Here is a 15,272-nt window from a genome sequence, read left to right on the forward strand (position 1 = left end):
GATAGTTCTGTAACTATCGTGCCGATGCTCCGCGTCGAGCGTGAGGAATGATAAGCGTCCGGGAGAACACCTATCGTGCCGATGCTCCGCGTCGGCATGCAGTTCTGGACGCTCCGCGTCCTGTCCTAGACTTGCGACGTGGCGCAGATTTGTGACGCAGAGCGTCACGAACGGCATTCCCACGCTGGAGCGTGAGGAACGATAGTTCTCCAACTATCGTGCCGATGCCCTGCGTCGGGCGTGAGGAATGATAAGCGTCCGCGAGAACACCTATCGTGCCGATGCTCCGCGTCGGCATGCAGTTCTGGACGCTCCGCGTCCTCTCTCGACCGGCATTCGCTGATCTGGATCAACCATTCAGCGCAAAATGAGAATTAATCTCAATAGAGCCTTGCTATTATCCCAATAAGAATTATTCTCATCTGACTTGCACAGGAGATGAGACATGACCTATTTGATCGATGCATGGCTGGACAGACCCCACCCTTACCTGAGAATTCTCCATCGCGAGACGGGGGAAGTGTGTGCCGTACTGGAAGAGGAAGCGCTGGAGGAATTACGCGATCAGGGCGATCTGGATGTGTGCAGCTTGAGCTCCAGCGAGCCATTGGTGCTCAAGGAACTGGTGAGAAACCTGTTTCTGTTCTGCTACGCGCGGGCGTTGCGCCCCATGGGTGAGTTGCACTGAGCATGAAGCATCAGCACAACTGCGTCGCTGAACGAATCGGCGCGATCCGTTCAGCGACTATCTGCATCGACCGGGTCGCTTACAGAACGTCCAGCAGTTCCACGTCAAACACCAGCACGCTGTGCGGTGCGATGCTGCCTACGCCCTGAGCGCCGTAAGCCAGCTCGCTCGGCACGTGCAGACGCCATTTGCTGCCGGCGTTCATCAGTTGCAGCGCCTCGGTCCAGCCGGCAATTACGCCGCTGACCGGAAATTCGGCCGGCTCGCCACGATCGTAGGAGCTGTCGAAGACATTACCGTCGATCAACGTGCCGTGGTAGTGAACGCGTACCTGATCTTCACGGGTTGGCTTGGCGCCGGTGCCAGCGGTCACGACTTCGAATTGCAGACCCGAGGCCAGCGTGGTCACGCCTTCGCGCTTGGCGTTTTCAGCCAGGTAGGCCTTGCCGGCGCCCGCAGCCTGTTCAGCCTTGGCGGCTGCTTCAGCCTGCATGATTTCGCGGATGACCTTGAAGCTGGCGGACATTTCTTCCTGACCGACACGGCTTGGCTGACCGCCAAACGCATCGCGCAGGCCTGCGACGATGGCTTCCAGATCGACGCCCGGTGGCGGGTTGTCGCGCAACTGATCGCCCAACTGACGGCCAATGCCGTAGCTGACGCGGGTTTCGTCGGTGGACAGATTGACTTCGGACATGACACTGCTCCGTAGAGGGGCACGCAGTCGGTATCGCGCAAAACCTGAACGGCAATCACGCTATACGCTGATGCGCCCCGAACCAAAAGGCCGAGCAGCCTAGCACAATTGCCGCTGCAGCCCCTACCGCAGCCGCAATCCACGGCTGGCGATCAGGACCATGAAGAATGAAACGAGATCGGCAGGCGCATTTCAGAGCGGTCATTGACCGGCATGCCGCACAGCTCGTCATGGACCACGCAATGGACCAGGTAAAAAGGCACCACCGGTATGTCCTTGAGCAAATCCCGGGCATGCTCTACCGAGCGAAGATGCAGGGTCTTGCCCGCCGGGTCCTTGAGCATCACCGAAGTGCCATTCATGCGCACATCCAGCAGGTAGATGCCGCCTTCGATGGAGATCAGGTTCAGCTCATCGACCCGCCCGGCCTGGGCGTGGCCGATAAATTCCTGATAATTCATGATCGAACCTCCTGCGCAAACGCCTGATGCATCGGAACGGACGTTTTACAACACACAGCGCCGACATGCCAGAAACGATAACGCCCGCCCCTGTCATTCAGCGTTGTCTCAGTGCTTGGTGACCTTGTCCAGATAGCCCATCGCAAACGCCGATATCACGAACGTCATGTGGATAATCACGTACCACATCAGGTATTCGGGCTTGATGTTGGTGGCGTCCATGAACACCCGCAACAGGTGGATGGAAGAAATCGCGACAATCGATGCTGCGACTTTCATCTTCAATGAAGACGAATCCATAGTGCCCAGCCAGTTGAGCTTTTCCTTGTCCTCGTCGATGTCCAGCTGCGACACGAAGTTCTCGTAGCCGGAGATCATCACCATCACCAGCAAGCCACCTACCAGCGCCATGTCGACCAGCGACAGCAGCACCAGAATCAGGTCAGCTTCGGCCAGCGAGAAGATGTTGGGGATGACGTGAAAGATTTCCTGGAAAAACTTCAGACACAACGCCAGCAGGCCAAGGGAGAGGCCGAAATAGATCGGCGCCAGCAGCCAGCGCGATGCGTACATGGCATTTTCAAAAAAACGTTCCATTGATACTCGCAAGGTGTTTTAAAGGAGCGGGCGAGTATATCAGCGGTAATGCGCCGCTCTGACCATGCGACAAAATATCGCACAGCGGCCGTTAGCGCGCTGCTGAGGAAGCTGATTCAAGGCTAGAACAGCGACGAGCTCTGACAAACCATCCTGTCGCTATCAATACGGCGCAGTTCAGCCTGGATGTGCAGCGTCCAGATAGGAACGTCATCGGCACATTGATAACCATGCAACGACAGGCTTTCGATAACGCTGGTGAGCACCGATTGCGCTTCGGGCAGGCCTCTGAAAGGCCCTTGGGACTTGATTGCGGAAGGCTGTTCTGCAGCCATTCCGGCCGCGAAGAGCACCATCCACTGTCCGCTGTCACTGCGCAGAGGCCGGATGACACACTCGATACGGGTCATCAGCCCCATGCATTCTCGGGTAAGGCAAAGGCTACGCTGCATGATGCGCTCCTGATCAGCAACAGTATTCATCCTTCTCGTTTAGCAGGATGCACGCCAATCTCCTTGGCCACTGCGATCACCTCAAGACTAGAAGAAAACCATCCTGCGAGAAACTATCCCTGATGAACGGAGCACCGGGCGGCCCTCACCGCCCGGCTCCTGCGCTGTCAGACCTTGAGTTCAGGCTGCAACTGCGCAGGCTCCTTTTCCAGCTCTTCCTTGAGGTCTTCGTCGCTGAGCATCTCTGCGATATCGCGCAAACGCTCCACCACGCGCGCATTGACGCTGCCCTCAGGGAACTCGCCGTGCTCGTCAGGCGCACCGGCAGGTTCGCCCACCAGCAGGCTCAGCGCCTCATCGGCCTGACGTACGGCATAGATGTGGAATTGCCCGGCACGAACAGCCTGCACCACACGCTCATCCAGCATCAGCGTGGTGACGTTGGCATGCGGAATGATCGCGCCCTGCTCGCCGGTCAGTCCACGGGCTTCGCAGAGGCGGAAGAAGCCCTCGATCTTTTCATTGACCCCGCCCACCGCCTGAACCTCACCAAACTGGTTGATGGAGCCGGTAATCGCGAAGCACTGCTTGAGTGGCGTGCGTGACAGCGCAGAGATCAGCGTGCAGACCTCGCCCAGCGACGCACTGTCGCCGTCCACGTAACCATAGGACTGCTCGAGCGCGATGCTCGCGGAAATCGCCAGCGGGAATTCCTGGGCATAACGGCTACCGAGGTAGCCGGTGAGGATCATCACGCCCTTGGAGTGAATCGGCTGGCCAAGGTTGACCTCACGCTCGATGTCGACGATCCCGCTGCCACCCGGGTAAACCGTGGCGGAAATGCGCGCGGGGACGCCGAAGGCCGAGTCGCCGACCTCCAGTACCGTCAGGCCGTTGCATTTGCCGACCGCCGCACCGTCAGTGTCGATCAGGATCACGCCAGCCATCATGTCATCGAGAATCCGTGCCGAAACCCGCCCGGTACGGGTGGCCTTGGCCTTGAGCGCACGCTCGATATGCCCGGCGTCGGTCTTGTCGTCGTTGGCCAGCTGGCGGATGAAATCGGCCTCGCTGACCAGCTGGAACAGGTCACCGATACGCGCCGACAAACGCCCCTGATGCTCGGCCAAACGGGCGCTGTAAGTCGCCAGTCGTGCCACCGCGTCGGCGGTCAGCGGCGCCATGCCCTCTTCCGAGGTCCGGGTCTTGAGTAGCTGAGCGAATTGCTCGAGCGTCTCGTCGACCATCGGAATCTCTTCATCGAAGTCGACCAGCACCCGGAACATCTCCTGGAAGTCAGGATCGAGGTCTTGCAGGGTGTAGTACAGCGAACGCGAACCGATGATGATGATTTTGACGTTCCACGGGATCACCTGCGGCGTCAGGCTCACGGTGGCAACGCGGCCGAGCTCGCCCAGCGGCGACTCCATCTTCAGCTTGCGCGATTGCAGGGTACGCTTGAGCGCATCCCAGACGAACGGCTCGCCCAGCATCTTCTCGGCTTCCAGAATCAGGAAACCGCCGTTGGCGCGATGCAGAGCGCCAGGGCGCAGTTGCCGATACGTGGTGTACAGCGCGCCCTGATCGGTGCTGTATTCGATGCGCCCGAACAGGTTGTCGTAGGTGGGGTGCTGTTCGAAAACCACCGGCGCACCGCCGTCACGGGTATTCCCGACCACCAGACTCGGGCTGTACTGCTCTTCCAGCAGCTTGCGCGCCTGGGCGTCGGTCTTCGCGTCATCGACCAACTGCTCGACCAGCGTCTTGAGCAGGTACACCTGCATGGCCTGCAGGTAGGCGCAGACCGCAGCGTTCTCGGCGTACTTTTCCGAGAGTGGTGCCAGCAAGGGTTGCAGGGTCAGGGTGATGGTTTCTTCATTCAACTGACGCAACTGATTGTTGGACTCGCGCTTCCACTGCGGCAGGCTGGCCAGCTCTTCGTTGAGACGCTCCTCGAGCGCGGAGATATCTTCGTGGAAGCGCTCGCGATCCGCTTCGGGCAGTTGCGAAAACTCGGCCTCGTCCAGCGCCTTGCCGTCGGCCATCGGCGTGAACGCGATGTTGGAGCTGTCGCGATACAGCGCGATGTCCTTTTCCAGCGACAGGCGCTCGATGACATCAAGTGCACGGTCGTAGCGCTGATTGAACGCGCGGTCGATCGAGCTTTTCTTCTGCTGGTACGACGGGTGCTCGAAAACCGCCGGGAAGGTCACCAGCAGGTTGTCGATCAGGCCGCCGATGTCGGCGGTGAATTCATGAGCAGAGCCCGGTGGCAGCTCCAGCGCCTTGGGCTCGCGGGGCTCGTCGAAGTTATTGACGTAGACCCAGTCCGACGGCGTCTGCATCCGTTTGCCTTCGGCCTTGAGGTAGCGTTTGACGAACGAAAAGCGCCCGGTGCCGGGCTCGCCCATGACAAATACGTTGTAACCGGGGCGCGGCATAGCAACGCCGAACTGCAGGGCCTCTACGGCTCTCTCCTGGCCAAGGACACCGCGAAAGGGTTCGAGCTCGTGGGTGGTCGCAAAGCTGAACTGCTCAGCGGAAAACGGACGGGTCAGCGCGTTGGGCGCCAGGCGTAGGTTGGCTGCGACAGAATCGGGCATCAGTAATCCTTACATCAGGCGGGGCAGATGTCGGCATTCTGGCGCTCGCTGTACACGACTTGCAAGGCAGGAAAGAGCCGAAAAGCATTTGCGTGTGCAGCGCCACGAGCCGCGTCCTGAAAAAAGCCGTTTTCAGGTAATAATCTGTAATCACTCACGGAACCCTTGGAACGTGCCTAAACTCCAAACTGAACAGGTGGTTGCTGGCTGGCCGTCTGTCTTGATGTAACGACTCAAGAAACTCGACCCTTGGCTGAACTAAAAAGAGAAAAAGCTATGAAACGGATTCTTCTTGGAACGCTCTTCGCCGCTGTATCGATCAACGCTATGGCTCAAGCACCAGGCGGCCCTGACTGCGGTTGGGGCAACCTGCTGTTTGAAGGTCAACGCGGTACTCCAGCTCACTTCCTGGCTTCGACCACCAACGGTACTTCGGGTAACGCCACCTTCGGCATGACCTCCGGGACCAACGGCTGCTCCACCAACGGCGCACTGACCTACGGCGGTAAATCCTGGCTTGCCATGAACGGCATGATGGATGAACTCTCCAAGGACATGGCCATGGGTCAGGGCGAAGCACTGACAACCTACGCTGTGGTACTGGGCGTTGCACCAGAAGACCGCGAGCACTTCGCCGCCGTCACCCACGAGCACTTCTCGCAAATCTTCAGCAAGGCCGACGCCACTGCCGAAGACGTCCACACCAACACCGTCAATGTTCTGAAAAACGATCCGACTCTGGCCAAGTACGCTACCCAGGCTTAAAGTCGTTCGCCCGCCCTTTGTTCGTAAAGGGCGGGATCCCCTTTTCTGACTAGTTGCCCTCTATGCTCAAACGTCTTGTATCGCTGGCGCTGTTCGTCTGTGCCCCTTTTTTGTCCGCGGCACCTCATGCCAGCGCTGACCGTTTGCAGCAATTGGCCAATGAGCCGTTCTGGATTTCCCTGGGTCACTACGAAGCCGGCAAGCTCGGTGGCTGGCGCAGCTATGTCACAGACCCGAAATTCTTTCTCGCCGCCAACGGTGCACACGACCCGCAGGCGGAGCTGAGCGCAACACTCGACGCTATTTACGCACCCGTCAGTAACGAACAGACCCACGCCCAGTGCGTGTACCCGGCACGCACCCGCTGGCTGCGTGACCAGTTGCACCTGACTGACCTGCCGACGCCGGACTGCAAGGAATTCAAGGCCTGGTACAAGGATGTGGCGCCGGACAGCACCGTGCTGATTTTCCCGGCCGCGTACCTCAACAGTCCCTCGTCGATGTTTGGCCATACGCTGCTGCGCATCGATCCGGCCAGCGCGAAAACCAACAACACCACCTTACTGAGCTACGCGATCAACTTCGGTGCCTACATCGAAGGCATGGACAACAGCATTCTGTACGCATGGAAAGGTCTGGCAGGCGGCTACCCCGGGTTGTTCGCGCTGGTGCCGTATCAGGAAAAACTGTCGGAATACCGCAGCCTGGAAAACCGTGACCTGTGGGAATACCGGCTGAACCTGACTGCGGAAGAAACCGGGCGCATGGTCGAGCACGTCTGGGAGCTGAAACAGATCCGTTTCAGTTATTTCTTCTTCGACGAAAACTGCTCGTACCGGCTGCTGGAATTGCTGCAGGTCGCCCGCCCGGGCCTGAAGCTTACCGATCAGTTCGGCCTGACCGCGATCCCGACCGATACGGTCAAGGCAATCAAGGCCGCCGGGCTGGTGGAGAAGATCGACTATCGCCCGTCACGCGAACGCGAACTGCTGAGCCGCGCCGAACCGCTCGATGCAGATGAGCAACAGTGGGTATTGAAGGTCAGCGCCGATCAGAAACAGCTGCAGAATAGCGAGTACCTTGCGCAGCCCAAAGAACGCCGTGCATTGATTCAGGACGCCGCCTATCGTCTGGAACGCTACCGCGCCAACGGCCTTGAGCGCGATACACAACGCTCGCAACGCAGCTTCGAACTGTTGCAGGCGATCAATCAGAACCCGCCGCCACAACTGGACATCCCGCGCCCCGGCCTGCCGGAAGAAGGCCATGAATCACGCACCTGGCAGTTGGGAGCGGGCACACGCGGTGACAAGGCGTTTGCCGAATATGGCCTGCGCATGGCCTATCACGACCTGAACGACAACGCCTATGGCTTCCCGCTGGGTGCGCAGATCGAGATTCTTCAGCTCAAGGTGCGTCAATACGAAGGCAATGACTGGCAGTTGCAACAACTGGACCTGGCGACCATTCGCTCACTGACCCCGCGTACCGAGCTGCTGAAACCCTGGTCATGGCAAGTCACCGGGGGTCTGGAGCGGGTTCTCGGCAAGCACGGCGACGAAAACCTCGTCAGCCATGTCAACGGTGGTGGCGGCGGCACCTGGCAACTGACCGACGACATGCTCGGCTTTGCACTGGGCACCGTGCGGGTCGAGCACAACAACGATTTCGCCGAATTCATCTCCCCCGCTGCGGGCTTCAACACGGGCGTGCTGTGGCGCAACCCGCTGGGCAACCTGAGCCTGGAAGCCAAGGGCGACTACTTCACCAATGGCGAAGTGCGCCGCAGCGTCAGCCTCAACCAGCAATGGGAGCTGTCCCGCAACCTCGGCCTGCGCCTGAGTGCCCAGCGCGAATTCAGCCAGATGAGCTCGCCGCAGAACGAGGTGATGCTTGAGGTGAAGTGGTATCACTACTGACCGGGTCAGTAGTGAATCGCCGGCAGTGTGCGTCGAAAATAGAAGCACACTGCCATCACGCGTTCCCTACATCGCTTTTACGAATAACTCACAAATTACCTTCTAGACTCCTCTCATAAGCAGAGGGAATCACCATGAAGCGGTATTGGCTGTTGTTGTCGCTGGCCATCGTGCTGGCGGGTTGTCAGTCCACCCGTGACCAGATGCTGGCCGAGGGTTATCCGCCGGGTTTTGCAGACGGCTATCAGGACGGTTGCAGCAGCGGCAGGGACGCAGCAGGCGCCACGACCGGCCAATTCCGCAAAAACGTGCCCCGTTACCTGAAAGACAAGCTCTACGCCCAGGGCTGGACCGATGGCTTTCGTCAGTGCGAGACCTCGCAGGACAATCGCGACCGGCTCGATCCCGGCCAGGTCTTCAATGAGCGTGACCGTGCCTGGGAGCAGGAAAAGACCCGCAGTGCCGCCAAGGCCTATCGTCCGAACTGACCCGCAAAGCGTGGAAAATCGACGAAACCAATGATGTCCTGCCGTGGCCTAAAGCCTATTAGGGAGGACTCTTCATGAGCCGCGCATTCGTAAACGAAGACAACGCTGCCGCCGAGGCCGAGCAACCGGTCGAGCGGCTGGTCAGCACACAGATCAACTACGTCACGGCCGAAGGCCTGACCTTGTTGAAGAAACACGTCAGCAGCCTGCAGGCGCAGCACAGCACGCAAACCGCGTTGGGCGAAGCGGCGGACAAGCAGCGACTGGCCGACCTGGAACGCGACCTGCGCTACTTCAACCAGCGCCTGCAAAGCGCGCAGGTCGTCGCCCCGGCCGTGTCGACCGAAAAAGTGCAGATCGGCAGTTGGGTGACGTTCGCGGATGAACAGGACAACCAGCAGCGCGTGCATCTGGTCGGAGAAGATCAGGCCGATGCAGCCAATGGACAGATCAATTGGGGGTCGCCACTGGGCCGCGCCCTGATCGGCGCGCAGAAAGGCGATGAAGTGTTGTGGCAGCGCCCGGCGGGCGATCAGTCGATTGAAGTGCTGTTGATCGAACCTGACGCGTGAGCTTGGCCAGCCAACGGCAGCGCCGCTCCTTGCAGGGAGCGGCGTGTGCCTGAACGCTGATCAGGCCAGCTTTTTGTGACGCACACGGTGCGGCTGGGCAGCCGCTTCGCCCAGACGCTTCTTGCGATCGGCTTCATACTCGGTGTAGTTGCCTTCGAAGAAGATCGCCTGCGAATCGTCTTCATACGCCAGGATGTGCGTGGCTACACGGTCAAGGAACCACCGATCGTGAGAGATCACAATGGCAGCGCCCGGGAAGTCCAGCAGCGCTTCCTCCAGTGAACGCAGGGTTTCCACGTCGAGGTCGTTGGACGGTTCGTCGAGCAGCAGCACGTTGCCGCCCTCTTTCAGGGTCAGCGCCAGGTGCAGACGACCACGCTCACCACCGGACAGGTCCTTGACGAACTTCTGCTGATCGCCGCCCTTGAAGTTGAAGCGACCGACGTAGGTACGCGACGGAATCTCATAGTTACCGATACGGATCACATCGGAACCGTCGGACACGGCCTGGAACACCGATTTGCTGCCGTCCAGGTCATCACGGCTCTGGTCCACGCAGGCCAGCTGCACGGTTTCACCGACCTCGATGCTGCCCGAATCCGGCTGTTCCTTGCCCATCAGCATGCGGAACAATGTCGACTTACCGGCACCGTTACCGCCGATCACGCCAACGATGGCGCCTTTGGGCATGGAGAACGACAGGTTGTCGATCAGCACGCGGTCGCCATAGCCCTTGGTGACGTTCTTGAACTCGATAACCTTGTCACCCAGACGCGGACCGGCCGGGATGTAGATCTCGTTGGTCTCGCTGCGCTTCTGGAATTCCTGCGACTGCATCTCTTCGAAGCGTTGCAGACGCGCCTTGGATTTGGACTGGCGCGCCTTGGCACCCTTGCGGACCCATTCCAGCTCGTCTTTCATGGCTTTTTCGTGAGCGGTCTGCTGCTTGGATTCCTGCGCCAGGCGGTCCGACTTGGCTTCGAGCCAGCCGGAATAGTTGCCCTCGTAAGGAATGCCCGCGCCGCGGTCGAGTTCCAGAATCCAGCCAGCCACGTTGTCCAGGAAGTAACGGTCGTGCGTGATCGCGACCACAGTTCCCGGGAAGTCGTGGAGGAAATGCTCCAGCCAGGCGACCGAGTCGGCATCCAGGTGGTTGGTCGGTTCGTCGAGGAGCAGCATGTCCGGTGCGGAGAGCAGCAGGCGGCACAGCGCGACACGGCGCTTTTCGCCACCGGAAAGGACCGAAACCTTCGCATCCCAGGCGGGCAGGCGCAGCGCATCGGCGGCGACTTCCAGCTGACGCTCCAGGTTATGGCCATCGCTGGCCTGCAGGATGGATTCGAGCTTGGCCTGCTCGGCCGCCAGCTTGTCGAAATCAGCGTCCGGCTCGGCGTACTCGGCGTAGACCTGATCGAGACGCGCCTGGGCGTCCTTGATCACGCTGACCGCCTCTTCCACGACCTCACGGACCGTCTTGTTCGGGTCAAGTTGTGGCTCCTGCGGCAGATAACCCACATTGAGCTCCGGCATCGGACGCGCTTCACCATCAAACTCGGTGTCGACACCCGCCATGATTTTCAACAGCGTGGATTTACCCGAACCGTTGAGGCCCAGCACGCCGATCTTGGCACCGGGAAAGAAAGACAGAGAGATGTTTTTCAGGATTTCACGCTTCGGCGGCACAACTTTGCTCAGCCGATGCATGGTGTAGACGTATTGAGCCATGAAATGAAAACCTAGCGTCTGTAATGAGGACCGATTTGGGTAACGAGCTTAAAGCTCCGGCCGGAAAAAAGCTTTTATTTGTCCTTGAGACTTGCCGCGAGACCATTCCGAGCCTTGAATAAACTCAGTTGGAAACCTGTCGGGCAGTGTTGGCAAATATAAAGCCTGATCGATATTGCAAAAAGTGGAGTCACTCATGCAGGAGTCGGTGGATACCACGCGTTGCGCAAAGCTACCCGAATGCTGCGTGCAGGGCAAACGATACGGCCCAACGGGACTGGCACTTTGCCACAACTAAAGGCATGCTAGCCGCCCTCTTTGGGCGACCCGCCTATTTTACCTAAAGCACCACTGCTTCAGTCCAGCAGTCAGGAACAGCGATTTGCCCATTTCAACGCCTCTGTCGTCATCCAGTGTCGCTACAGACAGTGCGACCAGGCCTCTGCGTGGGTCAGTGAAAGGCATACTGGCAGGCCTGGTTCTGGTGGTGCTTGCCCTGTTGCTCTGGCAATTGATCGAGCAATTTCATCAGACTCAGGAGCGCCAGCGTCAGCGCAGTCTGGAGTACAGCGTGCAGTTGTCAGACCGGATGAGTCTGAACATGGCGCTCAAGGCGCAGATCGCCATGAACCTGCTGGACGAAGCGCTATCCTCCGGGGAGAGGCTGGAGCAGCCGACGACGCTGGTGAACCTGCGCACTGCCCTGCCCGCACTGCGCAGCGTCGCTCGCCTGAATCGGGAGGGTGAAATTGTCAGTGACAGTGCCGAGGCCTCGCGCGACGGTGAGTTTCTCGAACAAGCCATGAAGCAGGCGCGCGGTCGCCCCTACTTTTATACCGGCTCGGAAGACGGCAACCAGATTTATATACTGATTCGCCTGGGCAACGGCGTGAGCGGCGACTACTGGGCAGTGCGTGTAGCGCCCGACGCCTTGAAGGAACTGGCCAGCCAGCCGGCGCAGAACTTTCAGCACCTGTGGCGTCTTGAACAGCGCAAGACGCAGCGGGTCATTCTCCATGAACCGGTCCCTGCCAACGAAGCGGAAAGTGGCCTGTCCGACACCATTCTGCTTCAGCCGCTGAGCAACAGTGACTGGCAACTGCGGGGGCTGTTCGACACCTACAAGGCCCGCAGCGAACTGCTTGCGCCACTGATCGGCAAGTGCCTGATCGGCCTGCTGATTTCGATCCTGCCGCTGATCGCACTGATGAGCCTGCGCAGACGCCAGCGTCAACTGCTGCAGAGCCGGCGCCGCTACCGGGATATCTTCGAGGGCGCGGGCGTCGCAATCTGTGTCATGGACATGTCCGGCCTTCAGGAGCAACTGGAAGCACTCGAGGTCAGGACCGGCGAGGACTTCGAGCGGCTGGTCAAAAGCCAGCCAGCCTCGCTGAAACGCCTGTTGCAGCAATTGCGCATCAGCGAACTCAACGAAGTCGCTCTGGGCCTGCTGGACATCGAGCACCGCGAACAGGCATGGCAACCGTTGATCGAGGGCGAATCGCGCTCGCGTCCGGGCGTCGGCATTCCGATCATTCAGGCGGTGCTCGCCGGACAGCCGCGACTGGAACTGGAAATCTGCCTGAGCCGCGCAGACGGTGAGGATCAGCACCTGTGGCTGGTCATGCGCCTGCCCGAGACACGCAGCGACTTCGATGCAGTGATTCTCAGCATTGGCGACATCACCAGCCGTAAACAGGTCGAGCTGTCGTTGCTGGACCGCGAGAGTTTCTGGTCCGACGTGGTACGCACCGTACCGGACCATTTGTACGTTCAGGACGTACTCAGCCAGCGGGTGATCTACAGCAACCACCATTTCGGCTATACGCTGGGTTACAGCAAGTCAGAACTGCACGCCATGGGCGAGTTTTTCTGGGAAGTCCTGCTGCACCCCGACGACGCCCGGAACTATCAGGACATGCGCCTGCGCCAGCGTCACCACGGGCACAATGAATTACTGCAACGCGTGCTGCGCTTTCGGGACCGCGAGAGCAACTGGCGGAGCTTCGACATTCGCGAACAGGCGCTGGCCTGGGATGCAGAGGACCGGGTCACCCGTATCATCGGCATTGCCAAGGACATTACCGAGCAGGTCGCGTCCAGCCAGTCGCTGCGTGACAGCGAGCAGCGTTACCGCATGCTCGCCGAAAGCATCAGTGATGTGATTTTCTCCACCGATGGCCGGCTGGCAGTCAACTACGTCAGCCCTTCGGTAGAACGTGCGCTGGGCTACAGCGCCGAGTGGATCCTGCAGAACGGCTGGTCCGCCGCCATTGCCAACCCTCAGCAAACAGTCGGTTTTGATGCGCTCATGGGCCGCATCGACAAGGTCCTCGACAAACCTCAGGAACTCGCCCGGCTGCGCGAAGAAGTCACCACCCGAATGTTTCTGTTCGACTGCCTGCGTGCCGACGGTCGCAAGATCCCGGTGGAACTGCGCGTGGTCCTGGTGTGGGGCGAAAACGGCAACTTTGAAGGCATCTTCGGCGTGGGCCGGGACATCAGCCAGCAGCGTCGGGCCGAGAAAGACCTGCGCATGGCTGCCACGGTATTCGAGCATTCGACATCCGCCATCCTGATTACCGACCCGGCCGGCTATATCGTGCAGGCCAACGAGGCCTTTACCCGCGTCAGTGGCTATGAAGTGGCCCAGGTCCTCGATCAGCTGCCGGGCATGCTCACCGTGGAATCCGAACAGGAAACCCGCCTGCGCCACATCCTCAGGCAGTTGAACGGACAAGGCACGTGGGAAGGTGAAATCCGGCTCAAGCGCCGTAACGGCGAACACTACCCAGCCTGGGTCGGCATTACCGCCGTCCTCGACGATGAAGGCGATCTGGCCAGCTACGTGTGCTTCTTCAGCGACATCAGCGAACGCAAGGCCAGCGAGGACCGTATCCACCGTCTGGCCTACTACGATGCGCTGACTCATCTGCCCAACCGCACCCTGTTCCAGGATCGCCTGCATTCGGCGCTGCAGCACGCCGAGCGCCAGCAGGCCTGGGTCGTGCTGATGTTCCTCGACCTCGACCGTTTCAAACCGATCAATGACTCCCTGGGCCATGCCGCTGGCGACCGGATGCTGCAGGAAATGGCCACGCGCCTGCTCGCCTGTGTGTCGGTGGATGACACCGTGGCCCGCATGGGTGGTGATGAGTTCACCCTGCTGCTGGAGCCGGATGAAACCCGCGAAGCCGCGTTGAATCGTGCGATTCACGTTGCCGAACGCATTCTGACCAGCCTGATTACGCCGTTCGTGCTCGAAGGCCGCGAGTTCTTTGTGACCGCCAGTATCGGCATCGCCCTCAGCCCGCAGGACGGCAAGGAACTGAGTCAGTTGATGAAGAACGCCGACACGGCGATGTATCACGCCAAAGAGCGCGGCAAGAACAACTTCCAGTTCTATCAGGCGGACATGAACGCCACCGCTCTGGAGCGTCTGGAGCTGGAAAGCGACTTGCGCCACGCCCTGGAGCAGAAGGAGTTCACCCTCTTCTACCAACCGCAGTTCAGCGGCGACGGCAAACGCCTGACGGGCGCAGAAGCCCTGCTGCGCTGGCGCCATCCACGTCGCGGGCTAGTACCGCCCAACGACTTCATCCCGGTGCTCGAAGAGCTCGGGCTGGTCGTGGAAGTCGGCGATTGGGTTCTGGCCGAGGCCTGCCGCCAACTCAAACACTGGCATCAGGCCAGGGTTCGCGTGCCCAAGGTGTCGGTCAACATCTCGGCACGGCAGTTCTCGGACGGTCAGCTCGGCAAGCGTATCGCCCGCATACTCGAACAGACCGGCCTGTCACCGGCCTGCCTGGAGCTGGAACTGACCGAAAGCATCCTGATGCGCGAGGTCAACGAGGCCATGCAGATACTCGATGGTCTCAAGAACCTTGGCCTGAGCATCGCCGTCGATGACTTCGGCACCGGCTACTCGTCGCTGAACTACCTCAAACAGTTCCCCATCGACGTGCTGAAGATCGACCGCACCTTCGTCGACGGCCTGCCATCCGGCGAGCAGGACGCCCAGATCGCCCGCGCCATCATCGCCATGGCCCACAGCCTCAATCTGTCGGTGATCGCCGAGGGCGTGGAGACTCATGAGCAACTGGAGTTTCTTCGCGAACACGACTGCGACGAAGTCCAGGGCTACCTGTTCGGCCGCCCGATGCCCCCCGCGCAGTTCGAAGCGCAATTCAGTAATGACGCATTGTTCATGCTGGATTAAGGGCCAGTTCTCGCAACGTCGCCATCGTCCATTTGAACGATAGCCGAACCCTTGAATATGAGTAGACTTGAGCCACTGCCTCGCAC

Annotated in this window: 11 protein-coding genes and 1 pseudogene; 6 read left to right on the forward strand and 6 right to left on the reverse strand. The window is 59.8% G+C overall.

What is annotated here, in order from left to right:
* Positions 1-445: 445 nt before the first annotated feature.
* Positions 446-688 carry a PA4570 family protein gene (locus P406_RS13465; RefSeq protein WP_002555214.1) on the forward strand — a complete coding sequence of 81 codons (243 nt, stop codon included), beginning with the start codon at positions 446-448 and terminating at the stop codon, positions 686-688.
* 79 nt (positions 689-767) lie between these two features.
* On the opposite strand, the gene bamJ is transcribed toward P406_RS13465, so the two are convergent.
* From bamJ to P406_RS13490, 5 genes are all read right to left on the reverse strand, one after another.
* On the reverse strand, positions 768-1,385 hold the full coding sequence (bamJ, locus tag P406_RS13470) for a BamJ family beta-barrel-assembly machinery protein (protein WP_003419060.1): 618 nt from the start codon (positions 1,383-1,385) through the stop codon (positions 768-770).
* A gap of 152 nt (positions 1,386-1,537) precedes the next feature.
* Positions 1,538-1,846 (reverse strand): DUF6482 family protein, encoded by a 309-nt coding sequence (locus P406_RS13475; RefSeq protein ID WP_004411837.1) that lies wholly within the window; start codon positions 1,844-1,846, stop codon positions 1,538-1,540.
* A 108-nt stretch (positions 1,847-1,954) separates the two neighbouring features.
* Positions 1,955-2,443 (reverse strand): TIGR00645 family protein, encoded by a 489-nt coding sequence (locus tag P406_RS13480; protein WP_046236446.1) that lies wholly within the window; start codon positions 2,441-2,443, stop codon positions 1,955-1,957.
* 122 nt (positions 2,444-2,565) lie between these two features.
* On the reverse strand, positions 2,566-2,895 hold the full coding sequence (locus P406_RS13485) for a PA4575 family protein (RefSeq protein WP_046236459.1): 330 nt from the start codon (positions 2,893-2,895) through the stop codon (positions 2,566-2,568).
* A gap of 167 nt (positions 2,896-3,062) precedes the next feature.
* The gene (locus P406_RS13490) at positions 3,063-5,498 is read right to left on the reverse strand and encodes a Lon protease family protein (RefSeq protein WP_004411841.1); all 2,436 of its coding nucleotides are present in this window, start codon (positions 5,496-5,498) and stop codon (positions 3,063-3,065) included.
* A gap of 276 nt (positions 5,499-5,774) precedes the next feature.
* Here P406_RS13490 and P406_RS13495 point away from each other — a divergent pair, with 276 nt between their 5' ends.
* The 4 genes from P406_RS13495 to P406_RS13510 all read left to right on the forward strand — a co-directional run bounded on the left by P406_RS13495 (position 5,775) and on the right by P406_RS13510 (position 9,242).
* Complete coding sequence (locus P406_RS13495) at positions 5,775-6,263, forward strand: DUF3015 domain-containing protein (protein ID WP_046236447.1); 489 nt, start codon at positions 5,775-5,777, stop codon at positions 6,261-6,263.
* 62 nt (positions 6,264-6,325) lie between these two features.
* Entirely contained in the window at positions 6,326-8,182 is a 1,857-nt protein-coding gene (locus P406_RS13500) for an Lnb N-terminal periplasmic domain-containing protein (RefSeq protein WP_046236448.1), read from the forward strand.
* A gap of 134 nt (positions 8,183-8,316) precedes the next feature.
* Entirely contained in the window at positions 8,317-8,670 is a 354-nt protein-coding gene (locus P406_RS13505; protein ID WP_003368687.1) for a lipoprotein, read from the forward strand.
* Positions 8,671-8,744: 74 nt separating this feature from the next.
* A complete protein-coding gene (locus P406_RS13510; RefSeq protein WP_046236449.1) occupies positions 8,745-9,242 on the forward strand; it encodes a GreA/GreB family elongation factor in 498 nt (165 codons plus the stop codon).
* Between the two features lie 60 nt (positions 9,243-9,302).
* On the opposite strand, the gene ettA is transcribed toward P406_RS13510, so the two are convergent.
* Positions 9,303-10,967: an energy-dependent translational throttle protein EttA gene (ettA, locus tag P406_RS13515; protein WP_003399986.1), complete on the reverse strand. Its 1,665-nt coding sequence runs from the start codon at positions 10,965-10,967 to the stop codon at positions 9,303-9,305.
* A gap of 1,234 nt (positions 10,968-12,201) precedes the next feature.
* Here ettA and P406_RS13520 point away from each other — a divergent pair.
* Positions 12,202-15,186: pseudogene (locus tag P406_RS13520) on the forward strand (sensor domain-containing protein); the annotation flags it as partial.
* Positions 15,187-15,272: the final 86 nt, after the last annotated feature.

This window comes from Pseudomonas syringae pv. coryli str. NCPPB 4273 (assembly GCF_000972175.1).
Classification (GTDB): domain Bacteria; phylum Pseudomonadota; class Gammaproteobacteria; order Pseudomonadales; family Pseudomonadaceae; genus Aquipseudomonas; species Aquipseudomonas syringae.

Excerpts from the sequence above, each read along its gene's own strand:
- P406_RS13465 (WP_002555214.1), top strand. The coding sequence starts at position 446 with ATGACCTATTTGATCGATGCATGGCTGGACAGACCCCACCCTTACCTG.
- P406_RS13500 (WP_046236448.1), top strand. The coding sequence starts at position 6,326 with ATGCTCAAACGTCTTGTATCGCTGGCGCTGTTCGTCTGTGCCCCTTTT.
- P406_RS13510 (WP_046236449.1), top strand. The coding sequence starts at position 8,745 with ATGAGCCGCGCATTCGTAAACGAAGACAACGCTGCCGCCGAGGCCGAG.
- P406_RS13485 (WP_046236459.1), bottom strand. The coding sequence starts at position 2,895 with ATGCAGCGTAGCCTTTGCCTTACCCGAGAATGCATGGGGCTGATGACC.
- P406_RS13495 (WP_046236447.1), top strand. The coding sequence starts at position 5,775 with ATGAAACGGATTCTTCTTGGAACGCTCTTCGCCGCTGTATCGATCAAC.
- P406_RS13490 (WP_004411841.1), bottom strand. The coding sequence starts at position 5,498 with ATGCCCGATTCTGTCGCAGCCAACCTACGCCTGGCGCCCAACGCGCTG.
- P406_RS13475 (WP_004411837.1), bottom strand. The coding sequence starts at position 1,846 with ATGAATTATCAGGAATTTATCGGCCACGCCCAGGCCGGGCGGGTCGAT.
- bamJ (WP_003419060.1), bottom strand. The coding sequence starts at position 1,385 with ATGTCCGAAGTCAATCTGTCCACCGACGAAACCCGCGTCAGCTACGGC.
- P406_RS13505 (WP_003368687.1), top strand. The coding sequence starts at position 8,317 with ATGAAGCGGTATTGGCTGTTGTTGTCGCTGGCCATCGTGCTGGCGGGT.
- P406_RS13480 (WP_046236446.1), bottom strand. The coding sequence starts at position 2,443 with ATGGAACGTTTTTTTGAAAATGCCATGTACGCATCGCGCTGGCTGCTG.
- ettA (WP_003399986.1), bottom strand. The coding sequence starts at position 10,967 with ATGGCTCAATACGTCTACACCATGCATCGGCTGAGCAAAGTTGTGCCG.